This window comes from Methylomagnum ishizawai (genome assembly GCF_900155475.1).
Lineage (GTDB): Bacteria > Pseudomonadota > Gammaproteobacteria > Methylococcales > Methylococcaceae > Methylomagnum > Methylomagnum ishizawai_A.
In genome coordinates this window covers 3,816,543-3,839,923 of sequence record NZ_FXAM01000001.1, presented here as the reverse complement: position 1 = coordinate 3,839,923, position 23,381 = coordinate 3,816,543, and the positions used below count along the sequence as shown (strand labels likewise).

The 23,381-nt window shown below is 62.2% G+C and carries 20 protein-coding genes and 3 pseudogenes; 10 read left to right on the top strand and 13 right to left on the bottom strand.

Features of this window, described 5'->3' with window-relative positions:
- Window positions 1–598: 598 nt before the first annotated feature.
- On the bottom strand, window positions 599–979 hold the full coding sequence (locus B9N93_RS25620) for a hypothetical protein (protein ID WP_176225305.1): 381 nt from the start codon (window positions 977–979) through the stop codon (window positions 599–601).
- Between the two features lie 43 nt (window positions 980–1,022).
- Here B9N93_RS25620 and tnpA point away from each other — a divergent pair.
- Together tnpA and tnpC are read left to right on the top strand one after the other, a co-directional pair.
- A pseudogene (tnpA, locus tag B9N93_RS27000) lies at window positions 1,023–1,307 on the top strand (IS66 family insertion sequence element accessory protein TnpA); the annotation flags it as partial.
- A gap of 16 nt (window positions 1,308–1,323) precedes the next feature.
- Window positions 1,324–2,188: pseudogene (gene tnpC / locus B9N93_RS17110) on the top strand (IS66 family transposase); the annotation flags it as partial.
- A gap of 14 nt (window positions 2,189–2,202) precedes the next feature.
- Here tnpC and B9N93_RS17105 read toward each other — a convergent pair.
- Complete coding sequence (locus tag B9N93_RS17105) at window positions 2,203–3,129, bottom strand: transposase (RefSeq protein WP_217807315.1); 927 nt, start codon at window positions 3,127–3,129, stop codon at window positions 2,203–2,205.
- Between the two features lie 84 nt (window positions 3,130–3,213).
- On the opposite strand from B9N93_RS17105, the pseudogene B9N93_RS17100 reads away from it, so the two are divergent.
- Together B9N93_RS17100 and B9N93_RS26430 are read left to right on the top strand one after the other, a co-directional pair.
- Window positions 3,214–3,609: pseudogene (locus B9N93_RS17100) on the top strand (IS66 family transposase); the annotation flags it as partial.
- Between the two features lie 21 nt (window positions 3,610–3,630).
- The gene (locus B9N93_RS26430) at window positions 3,631–3,819 is read left to right on the top strand and encodes a hypothetical protein (protein ID WP_254899417.1); all 189 of its coding nucleotides are present in this window, start codon (window positions 3,631–3,633) and stop codon (window positions 3,817–3,819) included.
- Between the two features lie 20 nt (window positions 3,820–3,839).
- Here the strand turns inward: B9N93_RS26430 and B9N93_RS26425 are convergent, their stop codons facing one another.
- A complete protein-coding gene (locus B9N93_RS26425) occupies window positions 3,840–3,968 on the bottom strand; it encodes a hypothetical protein (RefSeq protein WP_254899416.1) in 129 nt (42 codons plus the stop codon).
- A gap of 362 nt (window positions 3,969–4,330) precedes the next feature.
- Here B9N93_RS26425 and cysD point away from each other — a divergent pair, with 362 nt between their 5' ends.
- Window positions 4,331–5,239 carry a sulfate adenylyltransferase subunit CysD gene (gene cysD / locus B9N93_RS17090; protein ID WP_085215453.1) on the top strand — a complete coding sequence of 303 codons (909 nt, stop codon included), beginning with the start codon at window positions 4,331–4,333 and terminating at the stop codon, window positions 5,237–5,239.
- Window positions 5,239–6,885, top strand: coding sequence for a sulfate adenylyltransferase subunit CysN (gene cysN, locus B9N93_RS17085; RefSeq protein ID WP_085215452.1), 1,647 nt, complete (start codon window positions 5,239–5,241; stop codon window positions 6,883–6,885). Before cysD ends, cysN begins: the two co-directional genes overlap by 1 nt.
- Before the next feature lie 93 nt (window positions 6,886–6,978).
- Here the strand turns inward: cysN and B9N93_RS17080 are convergent, their stop codons facing one another.
- The gene (locus B9N93_RS17080) at window positions 6,979–7,821 is read right to left on the bottom strand and encodes a hypothetical protein (protein ID WP_125469040.1); all 843 of its coding nucleotides are present in this window, start codon (window positions 7,819–7,821) and stop codon (window positions 6,979–6,981) included.
- A gap of 176 nt (window positions 7,822–7,997) precedes the next feature.
- A complete protein-coding gene (locus B9N93_RS17075; RefSeq protein ID WP_085215450.1) occupies window positions 7,998–10,319 on the bottom strand; it encodes a DNA internalization-related competence protein ComEC/Rec2 in 2,322 nt (773 codons plus the stop codon).
- Between the two features lie 64 nt (window positions 10,320–10,383).
- Here B9N93_RS17075 and B9N93_RS17070 point away from each other — a divergent pair, with 64 nt between their 5' ends.
- The 4 genes from B9N93_RS17070 (at window position 10,384) to rho (ending at window position 14,435) form a co-directional block, all read left to right on the top strand.
- A complete protein-coding gene (locus B9N93_RS17070) occupies window positions 10,384–10,992 on the top strand; it encodes a DUF2062 domain-containing protein (protein WP_085215449.1) in 609 nt (202 codons plus the stop codon).
- Between the two features lie 298 nt (window positions 10,993–11,290).
- Window positions 11,291–12,502, top strand: coding sequence for an HD-GYP domain-containing protein (locus B9N93_RS17065; protein WP_176225304.1), 1,212 nt, complete (start codon window positions 11,291–11,293; stop codon window positions 12,500–12,502).
- 156 nt (window positions 12,503–12,658) lie between these two features.
- Window positions 12,659–12,985 carry a thioredoxin TrxA gene (trxA, locus tag B9N93_RS17060; protein ID WP_085215447.1) on the top strand — a complete coding sequence of 109 codons (327 nt, stop codon included), beginning with the start codon at window positions 12,659–12,661 and terminating at the stop codon, window positions 12,983–12,985.
- Window positions 12,986–13,178: 193 nt separating this feature from the next.
- A complete protein-coding gene (gene rho / locus B9N93_RS17055) occupies window positions 13,179–14,435 on the top strand; it encodes a transcription termination factor Rho (RefSeq protein ID WP_085215446.1) in 1,257 nt (418 codons plus the stop codon).
- A gap of 217 nt (window positions 14,436–14,652) precedes the next feature.
- On the opposite strand, the gene B9N93_RS17050 is transcribed toward rho, so the two are convergent.
- The 8 genes from B9N93_RS17050 to B9N93_RS17015 all read right to left on the bottom strand — a co-directional run bounded on the left by B9N93_RS17050 (window position 14,653) and on the right by B9N93_RS17015 (window position 23,337).
- Complete coding sequence (locus tag B9N93_RS17050; protein ID WP_176225303.1) at window positions 14,653–17,739, bottom strand: type I restriction endonuclease subunit R; 3,087 nt, start codon at window positions 17,737–17,739, stop codon at window positions 14,653–14,655.
- 212 nt (window positions 17,740–17,951) lie between these two features.
- A complete protein-coding gene (locus B9N93_RS17045) occupies window positions 17,952–19,106 on the bottom strand; it encodes a hypothetical protein (RefSeq protein WP_085215445.1) in 1,155 nt (384 codons plus the stop codon).
- 50 nt (window positions 19,107–19,156) lie between these two features.
- Window positions 19,157–19,342 carry a hypothetical protein gene (locus B9N93_RS17040; protein ID WP_085215444.1) on the bottom strand — a complete coding sequence of 62 codons (186 nt, stop codon included), beginning with the start codon at window positions 19,340–19,342 and terminating at the stop codon, window positions 19,157–19,159.
- The gene (locus B9N93_RS17035; RefSeq protein ID WP_085215443.1) at window positions 19,332–19,814 is read right to left on the bottom strand and encodes a type II toxin-antitoxin system VapC family toxin; all 483 of its coding nucleotides are present in this window, start codon (window positions 19,812–19,814) and stop codon (window positions 19,332–19,334) included. Before B9N93_RS17035 ends, B9N93_RS17040 begins: the two co-directional genes overlap by 11 nt.
- The gene (locus tag B9N93_RS17030) at window positions 19,811–21,097 is read right to left on the bottom strand and encodes a restriction endonuclease subunit S (protein ID WP_085215442.1); all 1,287 of its coding nucleotides are present in this window, start codon (window positions 21,095–21,097) and stop codon (window positions 19,811–19,813) included. Before B9N93_RS17030 ends, B9N93_RS17035 begins: the two co-directional genes overlap by 4 nt.
- Before the next feature lie 58 nt (window positions 21,098–21,155).
- Window positions 21,156–21,491 carry a type II toxin-antitoxin system PemK/MazF family toxin gene (locus B9N93_RS17025; protein WP_085215441.1) on the bottom strand — a complete coding sequence of 112 codons (336 nt, stop codon included), beginning with the start codon at window positions 21,489–21,491 and terminating at the stop codon, window positions 21,156–21,158.
- Window positions 21,478–21,750, bottom strand: coding sequence for a hypothetical protein (locus tag B9N93_RS17020; RefSeq protein ID WP_085215440.1), 273 nt, complete (start codon window positions 21,748–21,750; stop codon window positions 21,478–21,480). The genes B9N93_RS17025 and B9N93_RS17020 overlap by 14 nt, the downstream gene beginning before the upstream one ends.
- 21 nt (window positions 21,751–21,771) lie before the next feature.
- Complete coding sequence (locus B9N93_RS17015) at window positions 21,772–23,337, bottom strand: type I restriction-modification system subunit M (RefSeq protein WP_085215439.1); 1,566 nt, start codon at window positions 23,335–23,337, stop codon at window positions 21,772–21,774.
- Window positions 23,338–23,381 lie beyond the last annotated feature (44 nt).

Here is a 23,381-nt window from a genome sequence, read left to right as displayed (position 1 = left end):
GCGCTGTCGGTACCGTCGGGGTTGGCCAGGATGGCCGCCGCCTCTTCCAGCCAGCCTTGGGCGACTTTTGGGGCCGCCCGGTCCAGGCTGGCCTCGATGGCGCCGAGGCGCTCCCGCAACAGCAGGCCGCCGGGCCGCAGCGGCGGCTGGCCACCGTCGCCGAGCGCGCCGCGAACCGCCGCGCAATAACCCAGGACGATGTCGGCTTCGGGATCGGCGCGGTCCTCGGCCTGGCGCTCGATGGCGCGCACGTCCCGCACCCGTCCCGCACCCGCTTGCCCAGTTCCTTCCGGGCGTGGCGGTCGGCCTCCCAGATCGGACGGCCCGCCTCCCGCAGATAGTGGAACTGGCAGGGTTGGTGCGGCACCCCCGCCAGGGATTCGCGGAGCAGGCCGGCCAGTTCCTCCCGGCAAGAGCTCAGCAGGCTGCGCGCCGCCAGGATTTCACCCGACAAAACCTCCCGCACCACCCATAGCACCTCATGGCCCCAGCCCTTTCAAAGTGAAAAAATAGCCCTTCTAAATCAATGGGTTGAAAAGGCCGTTTTTCTGTGTCGAAGCGTAGGACGCCACCAACGGCGACATGGGCCACAGCAAAATCAGGGACTTACATAACCCGATTTCGCCAACCGGGTAAACCACTTTGAAAGGGCTGCCTCATGGCCCTTGTCCGGCTGCAAGCCGTCCAACGCCAGGATCAACCGCCCTTGTCCGCGCAACCGCCGCCGGGCCGGCTCCCCGAGCGCCACACTCACCAGTTCCTTGTAGCGATGGAGCAGTCCATCGACCGTGCGCGCCGCCACCTGGACCCCGCGCTCCACCAACCCCCGGTGGATCTCCGGCAGGCTGCGGGATTCCCGGTACCGGCACGCGCCGATCCACGCGATCACGTCCAGCCCGAACTCGTGGTGCGGCAGCGCCAGCCGGCCTTCCTCCTCGGGACGGTAAGCTTGGTGGTAAAGCGCGCAATCCGGGTTCACGCAGCGCCGGACCTGCAAGGTCGTAAGCCTCCAACCCTCCCACATGGACGCCCTGGTTAAACCGCGACACCCTTGGGCCTTTTGTTGGAGGAGCGGGATGAAGAAGCGGGATTTGCCGGAGGTCCACGTCGAGGCGTGGAGGAAGAGCGGGTTGAGCCAGGCCGAGTATTGCCGTCAACGGGGCGTGAACCCCAAGACCTTCTCGGGCTGGGTGAAGCGGGAAGCCCCCGCCGGGGAGCCGTCCGGCCTTGGATTGATTCCCGTCCGGGTGGCCCCGGCCGCCAGCGCCGTGGAAATGCCGGCCCTGGTCCTGCGGGTGGCCCGGGATGTCCGGTTGGATATTCCCGCGACGGTATCGGCGCGCTGGGTGGCCGAGGATCGAGCACCGCCACGAACCGGAGGCCTGCCAATGTCCCCGCTATCGGCGAGGACGTCACCGAGCAACTGGACGTCGAACCGGCCCGGTTCTTCGTCCACCGCCACATCCGGCCCCAATACGCCTGCCGCCCCTGCGAAACCGTCGCCGCCGCCCCGGTGCCGCCCGCCGTCATCGACGGCGGCCTGGCGGCGGTGGGCTTGCTGGCCTGGGTGCTGATCGGCAAGCACGTCGACCACCTCCCCCTGTACCGCCTGGAACAGATCGCCGCCCGCGACGGGGTGGTCCTGTCGCGCTCGACCCTGGCCGACTGGGTGGGCCGCCTCGGCGTGGCCCTGCAACCCCTGGCGGACCGGCTCGCCTGGCACCTGCGCCGGGGCGGCATGCTCCACGCCGACGAAACCCCGGTGGCGCAACTCGACCCCGGCAGCGGCAAGACCAAGAAGGCCTACCTCTGGGCCTACCGCAGCAACGACCTGGAACCGGGGCCCCGGATCGTCGTGTTCGACTACCGGCCGGGCCGGGGCGGCGAGCACGCGCGGGCGTTCCTCGGCACCTGGCAAGGCCACCTGCGGGTCGACGACTATGCCGGGTACAAGGCGCTGTTCGCCCCGGAACGGGAAGCGGCCCCGCCCTGCGTCGAACTGGGCTGCTGGGCCCATGCGCGGCGCAAGTTCTTCGAACTCCACCAAGCCAACCAAAGCCCCATGGCCGGGGAGGCGTTGCGGCGCATCGGCCAGCTCTACGCCGTCGAAGCCGAGGCCCGGTCGCTGGACATCCCGGCCCGCCAGCGGCTGCGGGCCGAACGCGCCCTGCCGGAACTGGAACGCTTGGTGTGATTTCAATTTCACCAACTGATCAATTCGACGAACGCCAAAGAAGGCCTTCCAAGTTTCCGGTTCAGCCAGATGCAGAAATTATGGAGCGCCATCTTGGCGGTGATCCGGGCGGCGAACCCGCCGAGCTCGTGGGGCTGTTCCCGGTCCAGGCGGAACATGTGATGCAAACTGCCATTCACGGTCTCGACCACCTGGCGAATACCGGCCAACCAACGGCGCCAAGCGCGGGACCAGGGTTTGCGGCTGTTCCGCTTGGGCGGGGTGATTACCTCCGCCCCATAGTCCTCGCGCCAGTGCGCGTGCCAATCCTCGCCCTCGAACCCCTTGTCGGTCACGTAGGGGACGTCGGCGGACAGGCCCACCGTCGGCAGGCGGGCGTCGGCCCGGTGGCGCGCCGCGAAGAAGGTTTCCGCCATGGGCTGGTCCTTGGCGCTGGCCGGGGCGAATCCGAAACCGGTGACGACGCCGGCCGGGCCGACCGCCAGCAGCAAGTGGAAGCCCTCGAACCACCCCAGGCGGTTGCTCCAGCCGATGTCCGCCAGGCCGGGAAGCCATCCCAACCCCCGGCGCTTGGCGTCGCGGGTCGGTGCCGCCGTGCCGTCCAGGGCCTCGAACAGGTCGGCGGGTTCGCGCAAAACCTCCGCCAGGCAGCGGAAACTGGCGGCGATGTCGTCCTGGGCCAGGCGGATCAGCCGGTTGAACTGGCTGCGGTCGGGCAGCCGGGGAAAAGCCCCTCGCAGGTGCCGCTGCGCGTAGCGGTAGAAGCCGCGTTCGCTCCCAAAGCATTCCCACTGACCCGCGATGGCCAGGGTCACCACCTCGCTCCGCGTCAACCCCGCCGGTGCGCCCCGCGATCTTTCCGGTGCCCACCGGCTTTTGCAGAAGTCTTCGACGAAGACGTACAGGGCGGTCAGGAAGGTCTCGAAATCGATCATCGCCGTGCTCCGAATCCAGATGGGATTCAGAGTCTTCCGCGCCCCCGTACTCTCCGTCCGGGCGTTGGATTCGGCCAAATCAATTCACACCAAGCGTTGGAGTCCCTGCGCGCCTGGCTGGCCGAGACCCGCGCCCGCACTGCCCCGGGCACCGGGGCCGCCAAGGCGCTGGACTACACCCTGAAACGCTGGCCCGCCCTCGTCCGCTATGCCGAGACCGGCGATTTGCCCGTGGATAACAATCCAGTGGAGAACGCCATCCGCCCCATCGCCGTCGGGAAAAAGAATTGGTTGTTCTCCGGTTCCGAACGGGCCGGCCAACGCGCCGCCGCCATCCAGACCCTGCTCGGCACCGCCAAACTCAACGGGCTCGACCCCGCCGCCTGGCTGCGGGACACCCTCGCAAAACTTCCCGCCTGGCCCAACAGCCGTATCGACGAGTTACTGCCGTTCCCTCATCACCTATCAGTTTTCGGGTAGTCTTGAGGGCCGGAACAAATTTTGACCAATGAAGCGATGGGAACGGTAAAGAAACTGGCCGAGGAAGTGCGGCGTGGACTGGAACAGGTTCTTCCTGGATTACGCAAAACGGTGGTCCGGAAACTGGCGCTGGTGGTGGGAGCGATGATCGAGGGGCGGACGCCGAACACGGTGGAACGGACCGGCAGGACATGCGCGAGCAATGGCTGAGGCGCTTGTTGAAGAATCCGTTACTGGAGACGGCGGTGGTGATGGAGCCGTTTGCGCGGGCCGAACTGGCCAAGGCCGCGCGGAACGGCCAAACCATACTGTTGAGCATGGACCAGACCATGCGCGATCAATTTCAGCAGGGGATTCATAGGGGTGGCCTCCTGGCGCGGGGGCGGGCGTATCGCCCGGAATGTCCTTGGGCGGTCCGCACGGACAGGGCCGCGGGTGCCTTGAGTGCTGGGACTTCCGGGGAGTCGCGGAAGTTTCGTGGCGCGGGGGAAGTGGGCGCAAGCCTGCCGGGCGGGGCAGGGTTGTCCACGATAGCGGAGGGGTGGGTGTCTATAGCCATCGGTTGCGTTAGGCCGGGCCTGGATTGGGCCGGTCCAAGCCATACTGGAATCCGGCTTGGCGGGGGCGGGCCTCAAACTGCAAGGCACGCGCTTTGTGTTACCATTGGACCCCGTTCCCGCCTCCAATATAGTCACCGCATCCGCATACCTCCCAATTCTCGATGAACGAATACACCCTCACCCATCTGAAGCAGTTGGAAGCCGAGAGCATCCACATCATCCGCGAAGTCGCGGCCGAATTCGACCGACCCGTCATGCTGTATTCCATCGGCAAGGATTCGGCGGTCATGCTGCATTTGGCCATGAAGGCTTTCTATCCAGGCAAGCCGCCGTTCCCCTTGCTGCACGTCGATACCACCTGGAAATTCAAGGACATGATCACCTTCCGCGACCGCATGGCGCATGATCTGGGCCTGGATTTGATCGTCCATATCAACCCCGACGGCATCGCCCAGGGCATCGGTCCCTTCACCCACGGCAGCGAGAAGCACACCGATATCATGAAAACCGAAGGCTTGAAACAAGCCTTGAACCAATACCAGTTCGACGCGGCCTTCGGCGGTGCCCGCCGCGACGAGGAAAAATCCCGCGCCAAGGAGCGGGTCTATTCGTTCCGCGACCAGAACCACCGCTGGGACCCCAAGAACCAGCGCCCGGAACTGTGGAATATCTTCAACGGCAAGGTCAACAAGGGCGAGAGCATCCGGGTGTTCCCGCTCTCCAACTGGACCGAACTGGATATCTGGCAATACATCTATCTGGAAAACATCCCCATCGTGCCCTTGTACTACGCGGCGGAGCGCCCGGTAGTGGAGCGCAACGGCGTCCTCATCATGGTGGACGACGAGCGTATGCCCTTGGAGCCCGGCGAAGAGCCGGAAATGAAGAGGGTGCGGTTCCGCACTTTGGGCTGTTACCCCTTGACCGGCGCGGTGGAATCCACGGCGGCGACCCTCCCAGACATCATCCAGGAAATGCTGCTCACCACCACGTCCGAGCGCCAGGGCCGGGTCATCGACCACGACCAGTCCGCTTCCATGGAGAAGAAGAAGAAAGAGGGCTATTTCTGATGTCGCACCAATCCGATTTGATCGCCACCGATATTTTCGAGTACCTGGCCCAGCACGAGCGCAAGGAACTGCTGCGCTTTTTGACCTGCGGCAATGTGGACGACGGCAAAAGCACCCTGATCGGGCGGCTGTTGTACGATTCCAAGATGATCTACGTGGACCAGATCGCCGCCATCCAGAAGGACAGCGCCAAGTACGGCACCACCGGCGACGATTTCGACCCTGCCCTCCTGATGGACGGGCTCCAGGCCGAGCGCGAGCAGGGCATCACCATCGACGTGGCCTACCGCTATTTCTCCACCGCCAAGCGCAAGTTCATCATCGCCGACACCCCCGGCCACGAGCAGTACACCCGCAACATGGCGACCGGGGCTTCGACCTGCGACCTCGCCATCATCCTGGTGGACGCCCGCAACGGCGTGCAGACCCAGACCAAGCGCCATAGCTTCATCGTGTCCTTGCTGGGCATCAAGCATGTGGTGGTCGCCATCAACAAGATGGACTTGGTGGATTATTCCGAGGCGGTGTTCGAACGAATCCGGGCCGATTATCTGGCCTTCGTCGAGAGTTTGAATATCCACGATGTGCGCTGCATCCCGCTGTCCGCGCTCAAGGGCGACAACGTGGTGCATCGCAGCGAGAAGATGCCGTGGTACCAGGGCGAGGGCTTGATGGACCTGCTGGATTCCATCGAGATCGCCAAGGACCAGAACTACCGGAACGCGCGTTTCCCCGTGCAATACGTCAACCGTCCCCATCTGGATTTCCGTGGCTATAGCGGCACGGTGGCGGCGGGCGTGTTCAAGAAGGGCGACGAGGTCATGGCCCTGCCTTCGCGCAAGACCAGCCGCATCACGTCCATCGTCACCTACGACGGCGAGTTGGAACAGGCGTTCCCGCCCCAGGCCGTGACCCTCACCTTGGCCGACGAGATCGACGTGAGCCGGGGCGATATGCTGGTCCGGCCCGACGACCTACCAGCCCTGGATACCCGCTTCAAGGCCCATATCGTGTGGATGACCGAAGCGCCGATGGTGCCGGGCAAGCAATACACCTTGAAGCAGACCACCCGCACCGTGACGGGTTCGATCCCGCAAATCCTGCACCGGATCGATGTCAACACCTTGGAACAGCACCCGGCGGACCAACTCAACCTGAATGAAATCGCCTTGTGCGAAGTGGCTCTGAGCGCTCCCGTCGCTTTCGATCCCTATGCGCTGGCGAAGGGCACCGGCGCCTTCATCGTCATCGACCGGTTGAGTAATGTCACCATCGGCGCGGGCATGATCGTGGGCCGGGCCGACGAGTCCGATACGGCCCGCCGCGTCACGGCGGAGGAACGCGCCGCCCGTTTCGGCCAGAAGGCCGCGACCTTGTGGCTGACCGGCCCGCGGCGGGTCGAAACCGCCTATGCCATTGAGCGCAAGTTGTTCGATACCGGCCATGCGGCGGTGGTATTGGACGACGAAGGCTTGGCCGGGCAGGCGGCGTTCATCGCCGGGCAGGTCAACCGGGCCGGTGTGGTTTGTATTTGCGCGGTGGAAGCCGCGCCCGCAGCCGCCACGCCGGAACAGATCGTGGCCGCGACCGACGATGCCGAGGCCGTGCTGGCCCTGCTCAAGGCGGGCGGGGTGTTGTTGGATTAGCGCCACCCGCCTTCCCCGATATGGAAAACGCCGGTTCGACCGGCGTTTTTTTATGGGCGGTGGGCGGGATATGTCTTCCCGGATTCCTCCGGGCTACGAGGCCTGCAGGTCGGGCCGTTTGGCGAAGATGAGTTCCAACATTTGCTGCACCGCCCGCGCATGGCCCGAACCTTCCTTTTCCAGCTTCCGCGCCGTCCCCAGGACCACCCCGGCCAGATCGGGCCGCTTGTCCAGGATCGTCGCCAGGGTCTGCAAGGCGGCTTTGCGGATGTACCACTCGTCCTCCTGTCCGGCGGCTTGGGCCGCGACCAGGGCGAGGCTGTCGTCGGCCAGTTCCGGGCGTTTCTTGACGATCAATTCCAAGGTCTGTTGCGCCGCCTCGCGGATTTCGTCCTGGCCTTCCTGGGCGGCGGTCTTGGTGACGGCCAGCACGGTCTCGGCCAGTTCGGGATTCTTGTCGAGGATCAGCCCCAGGGTTTGCTGAGCGGCTTTGCGGGTGTCCCATTGCCCGTGGGTGGCGGCGACCCTGGCGACGGCCTTGGCCATGCCGCTGTCGGCCAGGTCGGGGCGCTGCTTGATGATGGTTTCCAGCGCGATCCGCGCCGCTTCGCGCACTTCCCCATGCTTGTCCATGACGGCGGTTTTCGCCGTGTCCAGCACGCCGTCGGCCAGGGCGGGACGCTTTTGCACCACGATTTGGATGGCGCGTTGCGCGGCTTTGCGGACCTCCCAATCATCGACCGCGGCCGCGGCCTTGGCGACCGCGAGGGTCAGGGCGGCGTCGGCGGCGTGGGGTGGATTGGGGAGGCAATCGGCCAGGGTATCGACGAATTCGGCGGGTTTCACCCAAAGCACCTGTACGATCTTGGCGGCGAACGTCACGGAAATCAGGGAAAGCTGCATTCCGCCTTGCAGCAATAACGACAATGAGTTCATGGCTGCCTATCGAGAGAAGTTGCTGTTGCGTGGTGGTGTTGGATCGGAATCCCGGCGGGGTTTTCCATGCGGTTCCAGGCCGGGTTGCCGCGCCCGGCCATCGTTGCCGCTGGTCCCGCGTTATTCGCGCATCGGTGTAGGCGGTCAGCGTACCCTAACAGCCCGGTACATTCTAGCTAGGGTTCGTGCCAATAATGCCGATGCGTCCGACGCTGGCTTGCGAGCCGGGGTTCGCCGCCGGTCCAGAACAGGAGGGCCCCGGTGGCGGCGGTGTTCGATATTTCCGCCCCGAGTCCTGAGTAGCGGGCCAGCACCGTGGGATGGGGATGGCCGAAAGGGTTGAGATAGCCCGCCGGGATCAGCACCCACCGGGGCCGCACCGCCGCCAGGAAACCGGGGCTGGACGAGGTTTTGCTGCCATGGTGCGGGGCGACCAGGATGTCGCTGCCCAGCGCCGCGCCGTGGCGTTCGACCAGGAGGGTTTCGGCGGCGCGTTCGATATCCCCGGTCAAAAGGACGCTGCCATGGGCGCCGCCGACCCGTAGCACGCAGGAATTGTCGTTGTCCTTGGGACTGCGGGCCAGGGGGCCGAGCATCGCGAATTCCACGCCGTCCCAGGACCAGGACTGGCCCGCCCGGCACGGGATCGCCGGGAATTCAGGCAGGCGTTCCGGCACGCTGCTGTAAGCGGCGCGGACCTTGAGCAAGGCCAGCACGGAATGCGCCCCGCCGATATGGTCGTTGTCGCCATGGCTCACGACCAGGGTGTCCACGGTATCGATGCCGCGCCAGCGCAGATAGGGTTCGACTACCGCCGCGCCCATATCGAATTCCGGGCCGAGGCGGGGTCCGGTGTCGAAGACCAGGGTTTTATGGCGGGTTTCCACCACCGCCGCCAAGCCCTGGCCTACGTCCAGCAGGGTCAGCAGGAATTCCCCCGGCGCGGGGCGTTCGATGCGGGCGGTCAAGGCGGGCAGCCATAGCACGAGGCCCAGCCAGCGGGCCGGGAGGCCGCGCGGCACCAACAGCCAGACCGCGCCCAACAGGGCCGGGAACAAGGTCCAGGGCGGCGGTTCGGCCCGGCTCCATTGCGCCCATGGGACTTCAGACAGCCCATCCAGCACCGGCCAGAACAGGGTCAGCACCGTCGCGGCCAGCTTGAGCGCGGCCGTTCCCGCCAGGGGGAACACCAGTGCCAGCCCCGCGCCCACGAGGCACAGCGGCACCAACAAGGCGCCCAGGACCGGCACCGCCAGCAGGTTGGCGAGCGGCGACACCAGCGAGATTTGCCCGAAGAACAGCAACAATAACGGAGCCAACCCCAGTGCGGTATAAAGGTTGATTGTGAGCATTGTCGCCCAAAACCGGCGCGGTGCCGCGATCCGCCCGGAAACCCCGTAGGCGATCAGCGCCACCGCTCCGAAAGACAGCCAGAATCCCGCCGCCAGCACCGCCATCGGGTCGTGGAGCAGCACCGCCAGCAAGGCCAGGGCCAGGATATGGACCGGGTTCGGATGGCGGCGGGCCAACACCGCGCCCATGGCGATGGCGACCATGATCAAGGCGCGTTGGGTGGGGATGGAGAATCCGGCCAGGGCGGAATAGAGCAGGGCGCTCGCCATGCCGGCCACGGCGGCGACGCTAGGCGGCGGCCAGCGGACGAGGCCGGGCCGGGCGCACAGCCTTTGTGTGACGAAGAAGACCAGGCCCGCGATCCCGCCGATATGGGAACCGGACACGGCGATAAGGTGCAAGGTGCCGGTGCGGCGCAAGACCCGCCATTGCGGCTGGGTAATGGCGTCGTCCACGCCCAGGGCCAGGGCTTCTACCAGACCCAGCACCGGACTCCCGGCGAGGCTGGCCGCGATCCGTTCGTGGATCGCCCCGCGCCAGGCCCGTGGCGACAGCCAGCGCCCGCCGCCATCGTCCAGCCGCCGGTTGTCGGCGGATTTGCGGACATAGCCGATGGCGCGGATGCCTTGCTCGAACAGCCATAGCTCGTAATCGAAGCCGCCGGGATTGGCGAGTCCACGCGGCGGGCGCAGTTTGACCCGGAAGCGCCAGCGTTCCCCGGCCTGGGGTGCGGCGGCGGGGGCGTCGTACCAGCTCAGCCGCAGGCGGCGGGGCCAGCCGTCGGTGGCACCGGGTTCGAGGAGGCGGTCCACGGCGAAATCGAAGCGCACACCACGTTCCTGCGGGCTGGGGATATCCAGGATCACGCCTTCGATGATGGCGGTCTGGCGCTCCGTGGCCGGAGGGAGGTGTTCGGCGAGGCGGGCCGCGCCATGGCCATAAGCCCAGATCAAGCCCAGGGCCAGCGCCCCCCAAAAGGGCCGGCCCCGCCGCCAGCCCAGCGCCAACAATGCGGCGGGAAGCCATAACGTCCAGGCGGCGGGTAGTTCCGGCAGGCATTGCACCGCCGCCACGCCCAGCGCGAATCCGGTGGCGAGCCGGACCGTGGCGGGCGCGGGCAAGGTAAAAGATCGTTCAACTTTCAATTTCTAATCCGTAAAATGGCCCGCCTTGCGACTTTTCACACAACCTACACACAGGCGGCCCCCGATGCCCAAGAAGCTTTTGAAACGCTATTTGCCGGACCCTAAAAAAATAAAAGAAATCAAGGCCTTGGAGTTCCTGGGGGATAAGCTGCATTCGCCCAACCTCTGGCATTTGAACCGTCATTCCGTGGCCCGCGCCTTCGCCATCGGTTTTTGGGCGATGTATACCCCGCCTTTGCCCTGGCAGCAGGTCATCGCCGCCGTGCTGGCCATCTATTTCAATGCCAATCTGCCCATCGCCGTGGCCCTGGTCTGGATCACCAATCCCCTGACCTGGTTGCCCATGTATTATTTGGCCTATAAGGTAGGGACGCTGGCCATGGGGATGGATTCCTTCGGCTTCGATCAATTCTCCGAGCTGTTCAGCATCGAGAAGGTTTTGGAATTGGGTGCCCCGTTCTTGCTGGGCTGCTTCATCTTGATGAACCTCGGCGGGGTGCTGGGTTATTTCGGCGTTCAATGCCTATGGCGGCGCTCGGTGCGGCATCAGTTGGAGCTGCGGAAATTCCGCGATGCCGAATTGAACACCCGCATCATGGTGAGCGAATCCTACGCCACTTACCTGAAGTTCTTGGAACATCGCTATAACAGCCGTAAAAAAGGTGGGGAGTAGGATGCCGCCTTGGAGGATCGGGATCGGACCGGGGATACTGGTTAAAAATTTAACGGGTGTATTTTTTTGAGGCATTGACATCCACGTTCCTGCCAGGGCCAGGGTAGGTTACTATACGGCGGAAGGTCATCCTAGCTTGGCATTGAAAGTGCTGGGCGGTGGAATCCCGAAGTATGTATAGTAAATGATATATGTCCGGGTATCTCCCCAGGATGGTCCACCCAATCCGCAGGGTTGCGATCCTGCCAAAGCCAAACAAATCCAGGCCCGGGTACCGTCCGGCCCTTCGGATGGAACGATGAGCAATACCGAACGAGTCAAAATCCGCGCCAAAGACTTGCGTCTTGGCATGTATGTTTGCGAACTGGACCGACCTTGGAGCGAAACCCCGTTCTTGTTCGAGGGTTTCGAGCTGGCCAGTCCCGCCGATATCCAGGCGGTCACGCAATATTGCGAGTATGTCTATATCGACATGCACCGCACCCATGTGGTCCATATGGTGCTGGACGAAATCCGGGAGCCGTTTTCCAGGGCCGGCAAATCGGCCAGCTTCGACCAGGAAATCCAAGCCGCCGAATCCACCCGTGAACAGACCTCCAGCCTCCTCAAATCCTTCATCGACGATATCCGCTTCGGCCAGAGCGTGGATGTGCAATTGGGACAATCGGCGGTGTCGGAGTGCGTCGCCAGCATCCTCCGCAACCCCGACGCCATGCTCTATATGGCCCAGATCCGCAACAAGGGTGAGCAGTCCAGCCAGCACGCCTTCAATGTCTGCGTGTTCTCCATCCTCCTGGGCCGCTATCTCGGTTTGTCGCCGAAAGCGCTGGAAGGACTCGGCACCTGCGGCCTTCTGCACGATGTTGGCAAGATTTCCATCGCCGACAGCCTCCTGAACAAACCCGGCCGGCTCAACGCCGAAGAGCAGGCGATCCTACGCCAACATCCCAAGCTGGGCCGGGATATCCTGATGTCGGCCCGCAATGTCTATGCTGGCGCGGTCGATGTGGCTTATTGCCATCACGAGCATGTCGATGGTTCCGGCTATCCCCGCGGCCTGCACGATGTGCAATTGAATCTCCACACCAAGATCGTCAGCATCGTCGAGACCTACGACGATGTCACCAGCGAGCGTCCCTACCGCCCGGCCCGCACCCACCTCGACGCCATCATGCTGCTGAATAAGAAGGCGAAGTCGAACAAGTTCGACGCCAAGCTGGTCGAGCGCTTCCTGGCCTGCCTCGGCACCTATCCGCCCGGCAGCATCGTCGAGCTGAGCAACGGGGATGTGGCCTTGGTGCTGGAAACCAATCCGGGCCAGCGCCTGCGTCCCCGTATCCTGGTGGTGCGCGATCCCGACCACAACCCGGTCGAAAGGTTGGTGGATATGGCGGAGCAACAGGTGGACGGACGCGGCCAGCCGTATAAAGTGAAGCTGGTGCGTCCGCCGGGGTATTTGGATATCGATCCGCGCCAATACCGCGATACCCTGATCAAGCTCTTCAACTAAAAACCCCCTGGAAACACGGGGCTTGCATTTAGGGCGGGTTTAGGCTGAAATGGCCCCACTCGCAAGGAAATGCCAGCCCGTCCAGCGCCGCCCCCTGCGGCCGCCCCCGATACCATCCCAATCCATCCCCTTCCATCCGACAATGTGGAGATCATTGTGAGCGATAACATCCTTTATGTGAGCGATGCCGAGTTCGAGGACAAGGTATTGAAATCCGAAACCCCCGTCCTGGTCGATTTCTGGGCGGAATGGTGCGGTCCCTGCAAGATGATCGCGCCGATCCTGGAGGAGATCGCCGAGGATTTCGCGGACCGGTTGATCGTCGCCAAGCTCAACGTCGACGAGAACAACCTCGTCCCGCAGCGCTACAACGTGCGCGGCATCCCGACCCTGATCCTGTTCAAGAACGGCGAAGTGGAAGCCACCAAGGTCGGCGCCCTGGCCAAGTCCCAACTGTCCAAGTTCATCCACGACAACCTCTGAGGATTCCATCCACCCGCACCGGCCCCGCCGGGCGGGTTTTTCCAGACCATGCTAACCTGAACCGCATCCTCTCGCCGCCCCCAGCCCGCGCCGCCCCCCGGCACGCTTCCTCCGGCTCGACACCCCGGTCGAGAACACTCCCGCAGACGATGGGTTTGCCCTTGTTCCACCCCCTTGACCCCCAACTCAATTTATGAACCTGACCGACCTCAAACGTAAGCCTGTTTCCGAGCTGATCGAAATCGCCGAGACCCTCGATATCGAAGGCGTGGCCCGGACCCGCAAACAGGATTTGATCTTCTCCATCCTGAAGAAACAGGCCAAGAGTGGGGAGGATATTTACGGCGACGGCGTGCTGGAAATCCTCACCGATGGTTTCGGTTTCCTGAGGTCGGCGGATAGTTCGTTCCTGGCGGGGCCGGACGATATTTATGTTTCCCCCAGCCAAATCCGCAGGTTCAGCCTCCGCACCGGCGACACCATCTCCGGCAAGATCCGCCCACCCAAGGACAACGAGCGCTATTTCGCCATGCTCAAGGTGGAGCAGATCAACTACGAGCCGCCGGAGAACGCCAAGCACAAAATCCTGTTCACCAACCTGACCCCGCTGTTCCCCAAGGAACGCCTGGAACTCGAACTCGGCAACGGCACCACCGAAGACCTCACCGCCCGCGTGATCGACCTGGTGGCCCCCATCGGCAAGGGCCAGCGCGGCTTGATCGTGTCGCCGCCCAAGGCCGGCAAGACCATGATCTTGCAGAACATCGCCCATTCCGTCGCCGAGAAGAACCCCGAGTGCTATCTGATCGTGCTATTGATCGACGAGCGCCCGGAGGAAGTGACCGAGATGCAGCGCAGCGTCAAGGGCGAGGTGGTGTCCAGCACCTTCGACGAACCCCCGGCGCGGCATGTGCAGGTGGCGGAAATGGTGCTGGAAAAAGCCAAGCGGCTGGTCGAGCATAAACGCGACGTGGTGATCTTGCTGGATTCCATCACCCGTCTGGCCCGCGCCTACAACACCGTGATTCCGTCGTCCGGCAAGGTGCTGACCGGCGGCGTGGACGCCAACGCGCTGGAACGCCCGAAGCGCTTTTTCGGCGCGGCCCGCAATATCGAGGAAGGCGGCAGCCTCACCATCATCGCCACCGCCCTGGTCGATACCGGCTCGCGTATGGACGAGGTGATCTACGAGGAATTCAAGGGCACCGGCAACAACGAATTGCACCTGGAACGGAAGATCGCCGAGAAGCGTGTCTATCCCGCCATCAATATCAACCGTTCCGGCACCCGCCGCGAGGAATATCTGGTGCCGCCGGATGAGCTGCAAAAGTGCTGGATCCTCCGCAAAATCCTCCAGCCCATGGACGAGATGGCGGCCAGCGAATTCCTGCTGGGCAAGCTGAAGGACACCAAGACCAACCAGGAATTCTTCGACATGATGAAGAGATAGCTTTAAGCTATTGAAATATATCGATTTTTTATGTTGTCTTGATTTCGTGTAACCACGATGTAAGCAGTCTGAAGCCGGTTTTTGAATACTGATGATTCTGAATTGGCATCGGCTTTGACTGCCCAAGCGGCCTCCCCGACCAATAGATTCAAGCTTTGAAAAAAGTAAAAGCCGGTTCACACCGGCTTTTTGCGTTTTATCCCCTCCAATCGAAAAGCTATTCCACCCACGCAGCCGATAGCGTTTCCGCCTGCCTCAGCACCGTCTCCGTCGCGGCCTCCTGCTTGTCGGGCGGGTATTTGTACTTCTTCAAGATGGTCTTCACCATGATTCGGAGCCGCGCCCGCACGGCATCGCGCACCGACCAATCCACGCTCAGGTTCTTTCGCAGCTTGTCGGTCAATTCCCTGGCGATGGTCCGCAGGATGTCATCCCCGAGTTCCCGCACCGAAGACTCGTTAGTTTCCAGGGCATCGTAGAAGGCCAGTTCGTCGGCGTTCAGTCCCAGCTTCTCCCCCCGGCTGGCGGCGGCGTTGAATTCCTTCGCCATCTGGATCAGTTCCTCGATGACCTGGGCGGTCTCGATGGCCCGGTTCCGGTAACGGGTCAGGGAATCCTTCAGCAGTTCCGAGAACTTCTTGTTCTGGACCACGTTGGTGGCGAAGCGGCTTTTGATTTCGTCCTTCAGCAGGCGCTCCAGCAGTTCGACGGCCAGATTCCTTTCCTTCATGCGCCGCACATCCTCCAGGAAGGTTTCCGAGAGTATTCCCACGTCGGGCTTGTTCAGGCCAGCGGCGGCGAAGATGTCGATCACCTCGTCCGATACCACGGCCTTGGAGATGATTTGCCGCAGGGCATGTTCCTTGGCGTCGTCGTCCAGCTTCTTGGCAGGGTCGCCCTTGGACAGCACGGCCCGGATGGCTTGGAAGAAGGCGATTTCCTCCCGGTATTCAGCGGCCTCGTCCAGCGAGGCGCACAGGGCGAAGGCTTTGCTGAGGGCCAGCACGCAGTCGGAGAAACGCTTCTTGCCATCCTTTAAACCCAGCACATGGTTGACCGCGATGGGCAACAATTTCAGCGCCTCGGTGAGGAAGGCGCTGTAGTCGATGCCGTGCAGCATTCCCCGCGCCACGTCGATTTTCTCGATGACCAGGGACAGGGCTTCCGCCACGTCCACCGTGGGACGGCCCCGGCCCTGGCTGGTGGTGTAGGTCTTGAGCGCCCGCTTCAACTCCTGGGCGATGCCGATGTAGTCCACCACCAAGCCGCCGGGCTTGTCCTTGAACACCCGGTTGACCCTGGCGATGGCCTGCATGAGGTTGTGTTCCCGCATCGGCTTGTCCACGTACATCGTGTGCAGGCAGGGCGCGTCGAAGCCGGTCAGCCACATATCGCGCACGATGACGATTTTCAGCGGGTCGTTCGGGTCTTTGAAACGCTTTTCCAGCCGCTTCTTGACCTGGGGTTTATAAACATGCGGCTTGAGCAAGGCTTTGTCCGCCGCCGAGCCGGTCATCACGATTTTGATGGCTCCCTTCTCGGGGTCTTCGTCGTGCCACTCGGGACGCAGGGCGACCAGGGCATCGTACAGGTGGACGCAGATTTCCCGGCTCATGCCCACGACCATGGCCTTGCCGTCCATCACCGTCAGGCGTTGCTCGAAGTGGGCCACGAGGTCGGCGGCGATGCGCTTGATGCGGGGTTCGGCCCCGGCCAGCTTTTCCAGCGCGGCCCAGCGGCTTTTCAAGCGGGCTTGGTCGGAGGCTTCTTCGTCCTCGGTCAGTTCCTCGACCTCCTCGTCGATGTTCGGGGTTTCCTCGGGGTTGAGTTCCAGCTTGGCGAGGCGGGATTCGTAGTAGATGGGCACGGTGGCCCCGTCCTTGACCGCCTGTTCGATGTCGTAGACGTGGACGTAATCGCCGAACACGGCGCGGGTGTCCTTGTCCTCAGTCGAAATGGGCGTGCCGGTGAAGGCGACGAAAGTGGCGTTGGGCAGGGCATCCCGCAGGTATTTGGCGAAGCCGTACTGGACCGCGCCGGTCTCCTTGTTGAGGCGGGCCTTGAGGCCGTATTGGCTGCGGTGGGCCTCGTCGCAAATGACCACCACGTTCCCGCGTTCGGTCAGGACCGGGAAGCTGTCCTCGTCCTCGCCGGGCACGAACTTCTGGATGGTGGTGAAGACGATCCCGCCAGAAGGCCGGTTGTTGAGTTTGGCGCGGAGGTCCGGGCGGGAGGTGGCCTGGATCGGGGTCTCGCCCAACAGTTCCGGGGCATTGGCGAACACCCCGAACAACTGCCCGTCCAGGTCGTTGCGGTCGGTGATGACCACCAGGGTGGGGTTTTTCATGGCCGGGTCCACCATGATTTTCCCGGCGAGGCAGCTCATTTCGATGCTCTTGCCCGCGCCTTGGGTGTGCCAGACCACACCGCCCTTGCGGTTGCCGCCGGGCTGGCTGGCCTCCAATACCTGCCGCACCACGGCCCGCACGGCGTGGAACTGGTGGTAGGCGGCGATTTTCTTGGCGACTTCCCCGTCATCCTCGAACAGGATGAAGTGGCGCAGGTATTCCAACAGCAAGGCTTTATCGAACACGCCCCGGACCAGGGTTTCCAATTCGCGCATGGGGCCGAGCGGGTCGGTCGCCTTGCCATCGATGGTGCGCCATGCGGAGAAGCGTTCGGCGTCGGCGGTGAGTGACCCCATGCGGGCGTTGATGAGGTCGGAGGCGACGAGGATTTCGTTGGTGCGGAACAGGTCGGGGATGTCGTCCTTGTAGGTTTGCAACTGGCGGAACGCGGCCCACACGTCGGCGTTCTCGTCGGCGGGGTTCTTGAGTTCGATCACGGCGATGGGGATGCCGTTGACGAACACCACCACGTCCGGGCGGCGGGTGTGCTTCGGGCCTTCCACGGTGAACTGGTTGACCGCCCACCAGTCGTTGGCGGCGGGGTTGGCGTAATCGATCAAGCGCACGCGGTCGCCACGGGTTTCGCCGTCCTGTTGATACTGCACCGGCACACCGCCCACCAGCCAGCGGTGGCATTGGCGGTTGGTGGATACCAAGCCCGGCACGTTCGGGGAAAGTACCTGCGACAGGGCGTCGTCGAGAGCGGCGGCGGGCAATTTGGGATTGAGCTTGCGTAGCACGGCCCGCAGCCGTTCCGCCAGGATGACCTGTTTGTAGGAAACCCGCTCCGGCTGCTTGCCATCGTGGGCGATGTCGGGACCGAATACGGCTTGATAGCCCAATTCCTCGAACCAGCCGAGCAGGGCTTGTTCCACGTCGTTTTCCAGGATGCTCATGGGATTTGTGGTTATTACGCCCTCGGCCTATCGCCCTGACAAGCCGAAAAGCACCGCGAAATCGACACATTGGTCCCTGTGCCGATGCCTGTGCATCGTTCCAAGTGGCTGGGTTGTTGGCGTGTGTGTTTGCGCCTCAATGACGGGGCGCTTTGGGGCGGGAAGTCCGCTCTTTGCGGCTTGCGCCTAAATGAAATCCGCTGGAAGTTGGTTCAACGCCCCAGGTTGTCCGGTTCGTCGGTATCCACCAAGAGCGCCATGTTCCTGGGGTTTCTCAGTTCATAGCGCTGCCCCACCGGGTACAGGTCGCCATCGAGAACCAGCGCGGCCCTTTCCCGGAAAGCCCGGATAACCTTTTCGTATTCGGAAGGCTCGAATACTGCCCGGACACGGCGCGGCTTGTCATCTACCAGGACTTGCAAGGTTGCCTTGCCATCGAATTCATCCGGCCTTCTGTCCAGGCCCAGCACCAAGCCGACGATGGGGCAATCCAGCCGGGGTTCGTTGCGGCGGAATTCGCGGGCGGCTTCTTCGATGAGGCGTCCGGTTTCCTTGGAAAACTGGCGGCGGACATTGGGCTTGGGCGAGAGCCTGACCCGCGCCCAGCTTAGGCCGAGTTCGATCCCGCCACAGGTTTGGGTGAGCTTGGCGATGGATTCGCAGAGGTTGGCGTTGACGCCTTGGTCCACCCGTTGCTGGAAGGCGGCGAAGTCATCCGAGGCGGCGGCTTCGCTGGCGGCGTCGGCCAAGGCTTCCCAGGCTTGGGCCAAGCGGAGGGTCACTTGCCGGGAAAACGGCTCGTCGTCGAAGAGGGATTGCTGGCCGTTGCGCTTGAGGGTGGGCGTCACCGGGGATAGCAGGGTGATGATGTAGCTTCCCGGTTCGGTTTGGCCCAGGCGCACCGTCTGGATGTAATCCACGGTCTCCAGGCTCTTGCCGACATGGTAGGCAGGTTGGGGACGGCGTACCGAACAAGCCGCCGCCATCAGCATGTTTTGCGCTTCCGCGTGCAGGATGACGCCATCGGCCAGGACAATCGTGCCTCCCGCATCGCCGCTGGGAGCGCGGGCACGGATCGCGTCGAAGCCGGAGGTCTGCAAGTCGCGGTAAACGGCGAGTTCGGAGCGGTTTTCGACTTCGGCCAGGGTCTTTAGGGCTTCGGCCATGCGCTCGGGGTAATCGCCCAGGTTTTCGCGGCTGGGCAGCAAGATTTCCCAGGTACGCCCGGCGGCGTCCTCCTTGGCGTGGATGCTGGCCTTGTCGCCCAGGCGTCCTTCCTCGCGCCAGCGTTGGCTGGAAAGGTAAGCGCGGACATCCAAGTGCGAAAGCTGTTGGAAAAGCGCCTTGTCCCTAATCCGCACGTTCATGGCAACGTTCCCGTTGAGTCGATAGCGGCCATCAGGCGGGCCTGCTATCGCTAGGCTGCGGTAGGCAACCGGCGGTGCGGGATCGGCGGTTTTGGGGGTGGGTCGATGATGGGAGCGGGCCATGTTTCCTCCACGCGGCGCAAGTCTTCGGCAATCGCCCGCAGGTCGCCATTGAAGCGGGCGGCGTGGTCCTCGCGGACCCGGTGTAGTTCCTCGACGATGGGGTCATTCCACATGGCGGTCTCCTAGAAGTTCTTCCGGTGTGCAGATCACTGGGGGACGATAACCCGCCATCTCGCAAAGTGTTTCGATCAGCGGGCGCTTGACGGCGTTGGCGATATGCTTGCAATTCCAGGTCAGCAGGTAATCAATGCCATGCACGGCAGCTATGGCGATGTGCAGGGCGTCTTCCTTCGCCTTTTCCGGCAGGGCCGCGCCCTTGAGCAAGCGTTCGGCCAATTCGATGGCCGGGTCGTTCAGGCTCAGCAATGGCAGCCCTTCCAACAAGGCCAAACGGCGCTCGGCGGCGGAGGCATCCCCGGAGCGGGCTTCCGATACAACCAAGGCCGAAATCGACAAATCCCAGTCCTGCCGGGTATCCCACCATTCTTGGCTGATTTGCTGATGACCGGCAACGATCAAATCCCGGCTCACCCGAGCGGCGAGGTAGCTGATAACCGAAGTTTCGACGTAGACCTTGGGTTTCATGCGGCTTGTTCCACCAGGGTTTCGGCTTCCGGTAGACGGAGTTGGCCGGACATGAGTTTGGGGAGGAGGGTGTCGCGGAGTTCGGCTAGGGTTTCAGCGTGCCTAGCATTAGTTACCCAATGCTTGACTAATGGAGATATAACATCGTCAAATCTTATTGCTACACTAGCGGGTGGTACAAGCACAGGATGATTGGAAATCAAACCTTTATTGAGATTCTGCTGAGCGGACCCAGAAGCTTTCTCTGCCAATACTCTTGAATGGCGACGAGCTATTAAAAATACATAAGTTCGATAAGCTACTTTAGGGATCAACCCACAACAAGCCTGATTTGCCGTCATCTCCGATGACAATAGGCATACCTCTCCCGCAGTAGCACCATACATTGCAATTACCGTGGTCCATGTAGGCCATAGTTTTGCGCTACTACTCTCTAATCCTGATTGTGTTATGAACTCATTGGTTTGCAAGGGAATAACAGACCTTACTTCTGACGAGGTGAGCCAAGGAATACCGCCGTCCCAAAATGATGGCTCATTACGCTTTGGAGTTCCACCAGATTCAATACGGCTGCACAATTCTTGAATTATGCCTGCCTGCCACCCTTTCGGAATCAACCCTAACTCCGAAGCCTCAAACTCGCTCGGAAACAGCGCCGCCGTGTCCGCGTCCATGCCTTCGGGTTCCCGGCCTTCGGCCTTGGCTTTCACTGGGTCGAAGTCGATGAACCAGGATTTGAACAGAGCTTGGGCGATGGATTCTAGGGTGGCGTTGGTTTCGCGGAGAGAGATAATGCGGTCGTCGAGAGCGCCAAGAGTTGCCGCAATTTCTTCTTCTAAGTCATCATTAAATCTTGGAATATCCAACTCTTTAATGGCTTTTAAGCTTAGGGTTTTCTGCGTACTTCCAACAACAGCAGACTCAATTTGTCTCTTAATAAAAGGGGAGTTAAGCGCAAAATAAAGAAACTCGGGATTTATCTTTTTTGGAACAATTGCCGCTGTGTTCTGCCCCAAGCAAAAGCAAGCATCATAAACGCGAGAGGTAATTCCATAACTACCAACCCTTGTTATTATTATGTCATCTTTTTTTGGCTTATAGCGCCTGGAAAACTCTAGAAATACATCTTCACTAACCCGTAATGTTCCTTCAAGATTTAATCGACCATATTTAACATCCGTACATCTAACCATTGGATAGCCAGATTCTGAGTATTGAGGTGTTTTATGTAGCGAATCAATGATTTCCGCCACGTCATCGAGTTTGCTTAGATTAAACTGCATATCCGAGCGCCCCCAGCTTTTCTCGAATCACCCCGTCCAATTCCGCCCCCACCAATTATCACAGGTCCAAATGCAAACGGATGGCCGCGTCAATCAACCGCATAAGCTCAAGGCCGATCCGGCCACAGGGTTGATGATCTAGCCGCTGCTTGGATAACGTGCGGATTTGCTGCGCCTGCGCCTTGGAAGGCTTGGGCAAGCCAGTATCGCCCGCCGCAAGGAATACCTCGAATGGATAAACATGCTCGATACTCGAAGTGATCGGCACCGCCGTTACCGTACTGGCCGCCCGGTTATTGCGGTCATTGCTCACAATTAACACAGGACGGCGCTTGGCAACCTCGGACCCAACCACGGGATCAAGATTGGCATAGTAAATCTCACCACGCTTCATCACTTAATCCATCCCCAGCAGCACATTCCCAAACCGGATCGACTTCCGCGCTAGCCTTGCGATAGGCCGCTTCGATTAGTTCGTCCTCTTCCGGTTTCAGCCAATCCTCGGCCAAGGCGGCTTCCGCCAACAAAGCCGTCTCAACCATCGGCCTATCCAACAGCGTCAACAGCGCCCGCCCGGCCAACGGGAACGCCAATGGCTCTAACGGATGGATATGGCCGCTGGCGTCGATTTCCACTTCAATCGTCTGCAACATGGTGTTTGCCTCCTTCGTGCCTCACACAAAATACCCCAATCCCGCCAGCTTCCCGCGAATCACCCCGTCCAATTCCGCGCCCTTCGCCATCTGCTCGGCCAGCTTCGCCGTCAACCGCTCCATCTTCTCGGCGAAAGCCTCGTCGTCGTCTTCGACTTCCTCCGCGCCCACATACCGCCCCGGCGTCAGCACGAAACCATGCTCCTGGATTTCGTCCAGCTTCACCGCCCGGCAGAAGCCCGGCACGTCCTGATATTCGCCCTCGACCTCGCCATCCTGCCGCCAGCGATGCACGGTCCCGGCAATCCGGGCGATGTCCGCGCCGTCGAAAACCCGCAGCGTCCGGTTCGCCATCCGCCCCAACTTGCGAGCGTCGATGAACAGCACCTCGCCGCGCCGATCCCGGCCATGGGCGCTCTTGTCCTGGGTCAGGAACCACAGGCAGGCGGGAATCTGGGTGTTGAAGAACAACTGCGGCGGCAGGGCTACCATGCACTCCACCACGTCGCCCTCAACCATCGCTTGGCGGATGCTGCCCTCGCTGTTCTGGTTGGACGACATCGAACCGTTCGCCAGCACCACCCCGGCCTGACCGTCCGGCTTCAAATGCCACAGGATGTGCTGCAACCACGCGAAGTTGGCGTTCCCAGCGGGCGGCGTGCCGTAGACCCAGCGCTTGTCCTCGCTGTACTTCTCGCCGCCCCAGTCCGACACGTTGAACGGCGGATTCGCCAGGATGAAATCGGCCTTCAGGTCCGGGTGCTGGTCGCCCGCGAAGGTGTCCTTCGGCTCCTTGCCCAGGTTGAAATCCATGCCCCGGATGGCGAGGTTCATCGCGACCAGCCGCCAAGTGGTCGGGTTCGATTCCTGCCCATAGATGGAAATATCGCCGAACCGCCCGCCGTGGCTCTCCACGAACTTCTCGGACTGCACGAACATCCCGCCCGACCCACAGCACGGGTCGTAAACCTTGCCCCGGTGCGGCGATAGCACCTCCACCAGCGTCTTCACCACCGACGCGGGCGTGTAGAACTGTCCGCCCTTCTTGCCCTCGGCGCTGGCGAACTGGCCCAGGAAGTATTCGTAGACCTCGCCCAGCACATCCTTGGCCTTGTCCTTGGCCCCGAAGCCGATTTTGGAAATCAGGTCGATCAGTTCGCCCAGGCGGGAAGGCTCCAACTGGGCGCGGGCGAAACGCTTGTCCAGGATGTTCTTGAGGCTGGGGTTTTCCTCCTCGATGGCGACCAGGGCGTCGTCCACGATGCGGCCTATGTTCGCCTGCTTGGCTTGGTCGCGCAGAGTCTCCCAGCGCGATTCCGGCGGCACCCAGAACACATTCTCCGAGGTGTAGTAGTCCCGGTCCTCCAAGGCGGTTTCCTGGTCCTCCGGGTCGTCGCTGAAGAACAGGTCCGACTCGACATCGGCGAACTGCCGGGCCAGTTCCGCCCGCCGCGCCTCGAAGGCGTCCGATACGTACTTGATGAAAATTAGGCCGAGGACGAGGTGCTTGTACTCGGCGGCGTCCATGTTGGAGCGCAGCTTGTCGGCGGTTTCCCAGAGGGTTTTGTGGAGGTTCGGGTCGGTCATTCTAGGTGTCATTCAAAACGATGGGTTTGGAGTCCGAGCGGCTA

What these genes read in the sequence shown, in the direction of transcription:
- B9N93_RS17105 (WP_217807315.1), bottom strand. Translation starts at nt 3,129, where the DNA reads ATGATCGATTTCGAGACCTTCCTGACCGCCCTGTACGTCTTCGTCGAA.
- B9N93_RS26425 (WP_254899416.1), bottom strand. Translation starts at nt 3,968, where the DNA reads ATGAATCCCCTGCTGAAATTGATCGCGCATGGTCTGGTCCATGCTCAA.
- cysD (WP_085215453.1), top strand. Translation starts at nt 4,331, where the DNA reads ATGAACGAATACACCCTCACCCATCTGAAGCAGTTGGAAGCCGAGAGC.
- cysN (WP_085215452.1), top strand. Translation starts at nt 5,239, where the DNA reads ATGTCGCACCAATCCGATTTGATCGCCACCGATATTTTCGAGTACCTG.
- B9N93_RS17080 (WP_125469040.1), bottom strand. Translation starts at nt 7,821, where the DNA reads ATGAACTCATTGTCGTTATTGCTGCAAGGCGGAATGCAGCTTTCCCTG.
- B9N93_RS17070 (WP_085215449.1), top strand. Translation starts at nt 10,384, where the DNA reads ATGCCCAAGAAGCTTTTGAAACGCTATTTGCCGGACCCTAAAAAAATA.
- B9N93_RS17065 (WP_176225304.1), top strand. Translation starts at nt 11,291, where the DNA reads ATGAGCAATACCGAACGAGTCAAAATCCGCGCCAAAGACTTGCGTCTT.
- rho (WP_085215446.1), top strand. Translation starts at nt 13,179, where the DNA reads ATGAACCTGACCGACCTCAAACGTAAGCCTGTTTCCGAGCTGATCGAA.
- B9N93_RS17050 (WP_176225303.1), bottom strand. Translation starts at nt 17,739, where the DNA reads ATGAGCATCCTGGAAAACGACGTGGAACAAGCCCTGCTCGGCTGGTTC.
- B9N93_RS17045 (WP_085215445.1), bottom strand. Translation starts at nt 19,106, where the DNA reads ATGAACGTGCGGATTAGGGACAAGGCGCTTTTCCAACAGCTTTCGCAC.
- B9N93_RS17040 (WP_085215444.1), bottom strand. Translation starts at nt 19,342, where the DNA reads ATGTGGAATGACCCCATCGTCGAGGAACTACACCGGGTCCGCGAGGAC.
- B9N93_RS17035 (WP_085215443.1), bottom strand. Translation starts at nt 19,814, where the DNA reads ATGAAACCCAAGGTCTACGTCGAAACTTCGGTTATCAGCTACCTCGCC.
- B9N93_RS17030 (WP_085215442.1), bottom strand. Translation starts at nt 21,097, where the DNA reads ATGCAGTTTAATCTAAGCAAACTCGATGACGTGGCGGAAATCATTGAT.
- B9N93_RS17025 (WP_085215441.1), bottom strand. Translation starts at nt 21,491, where the DNA reads ATGAAGCGTGGTGAGATTTACTATGCCAATCTTGATCCCGTGGTTGGG.
- B9N93_RS17020 (WP_085215440.1), bottom strand. Translation starts at nt 21,750, where the DNA reads ATGTTGCAGACGATTGAAGTGGAAATCGACGCCAGCGGCCATATCCAT.
- B9N93_RS17015 (WP_085215439.1), bottom strand. Translation starts at nt 23,337, where the DNA reads ATGACCGACCCGAACCTCCACAAAACCCTCTGGGAAACCGCCGACAAG.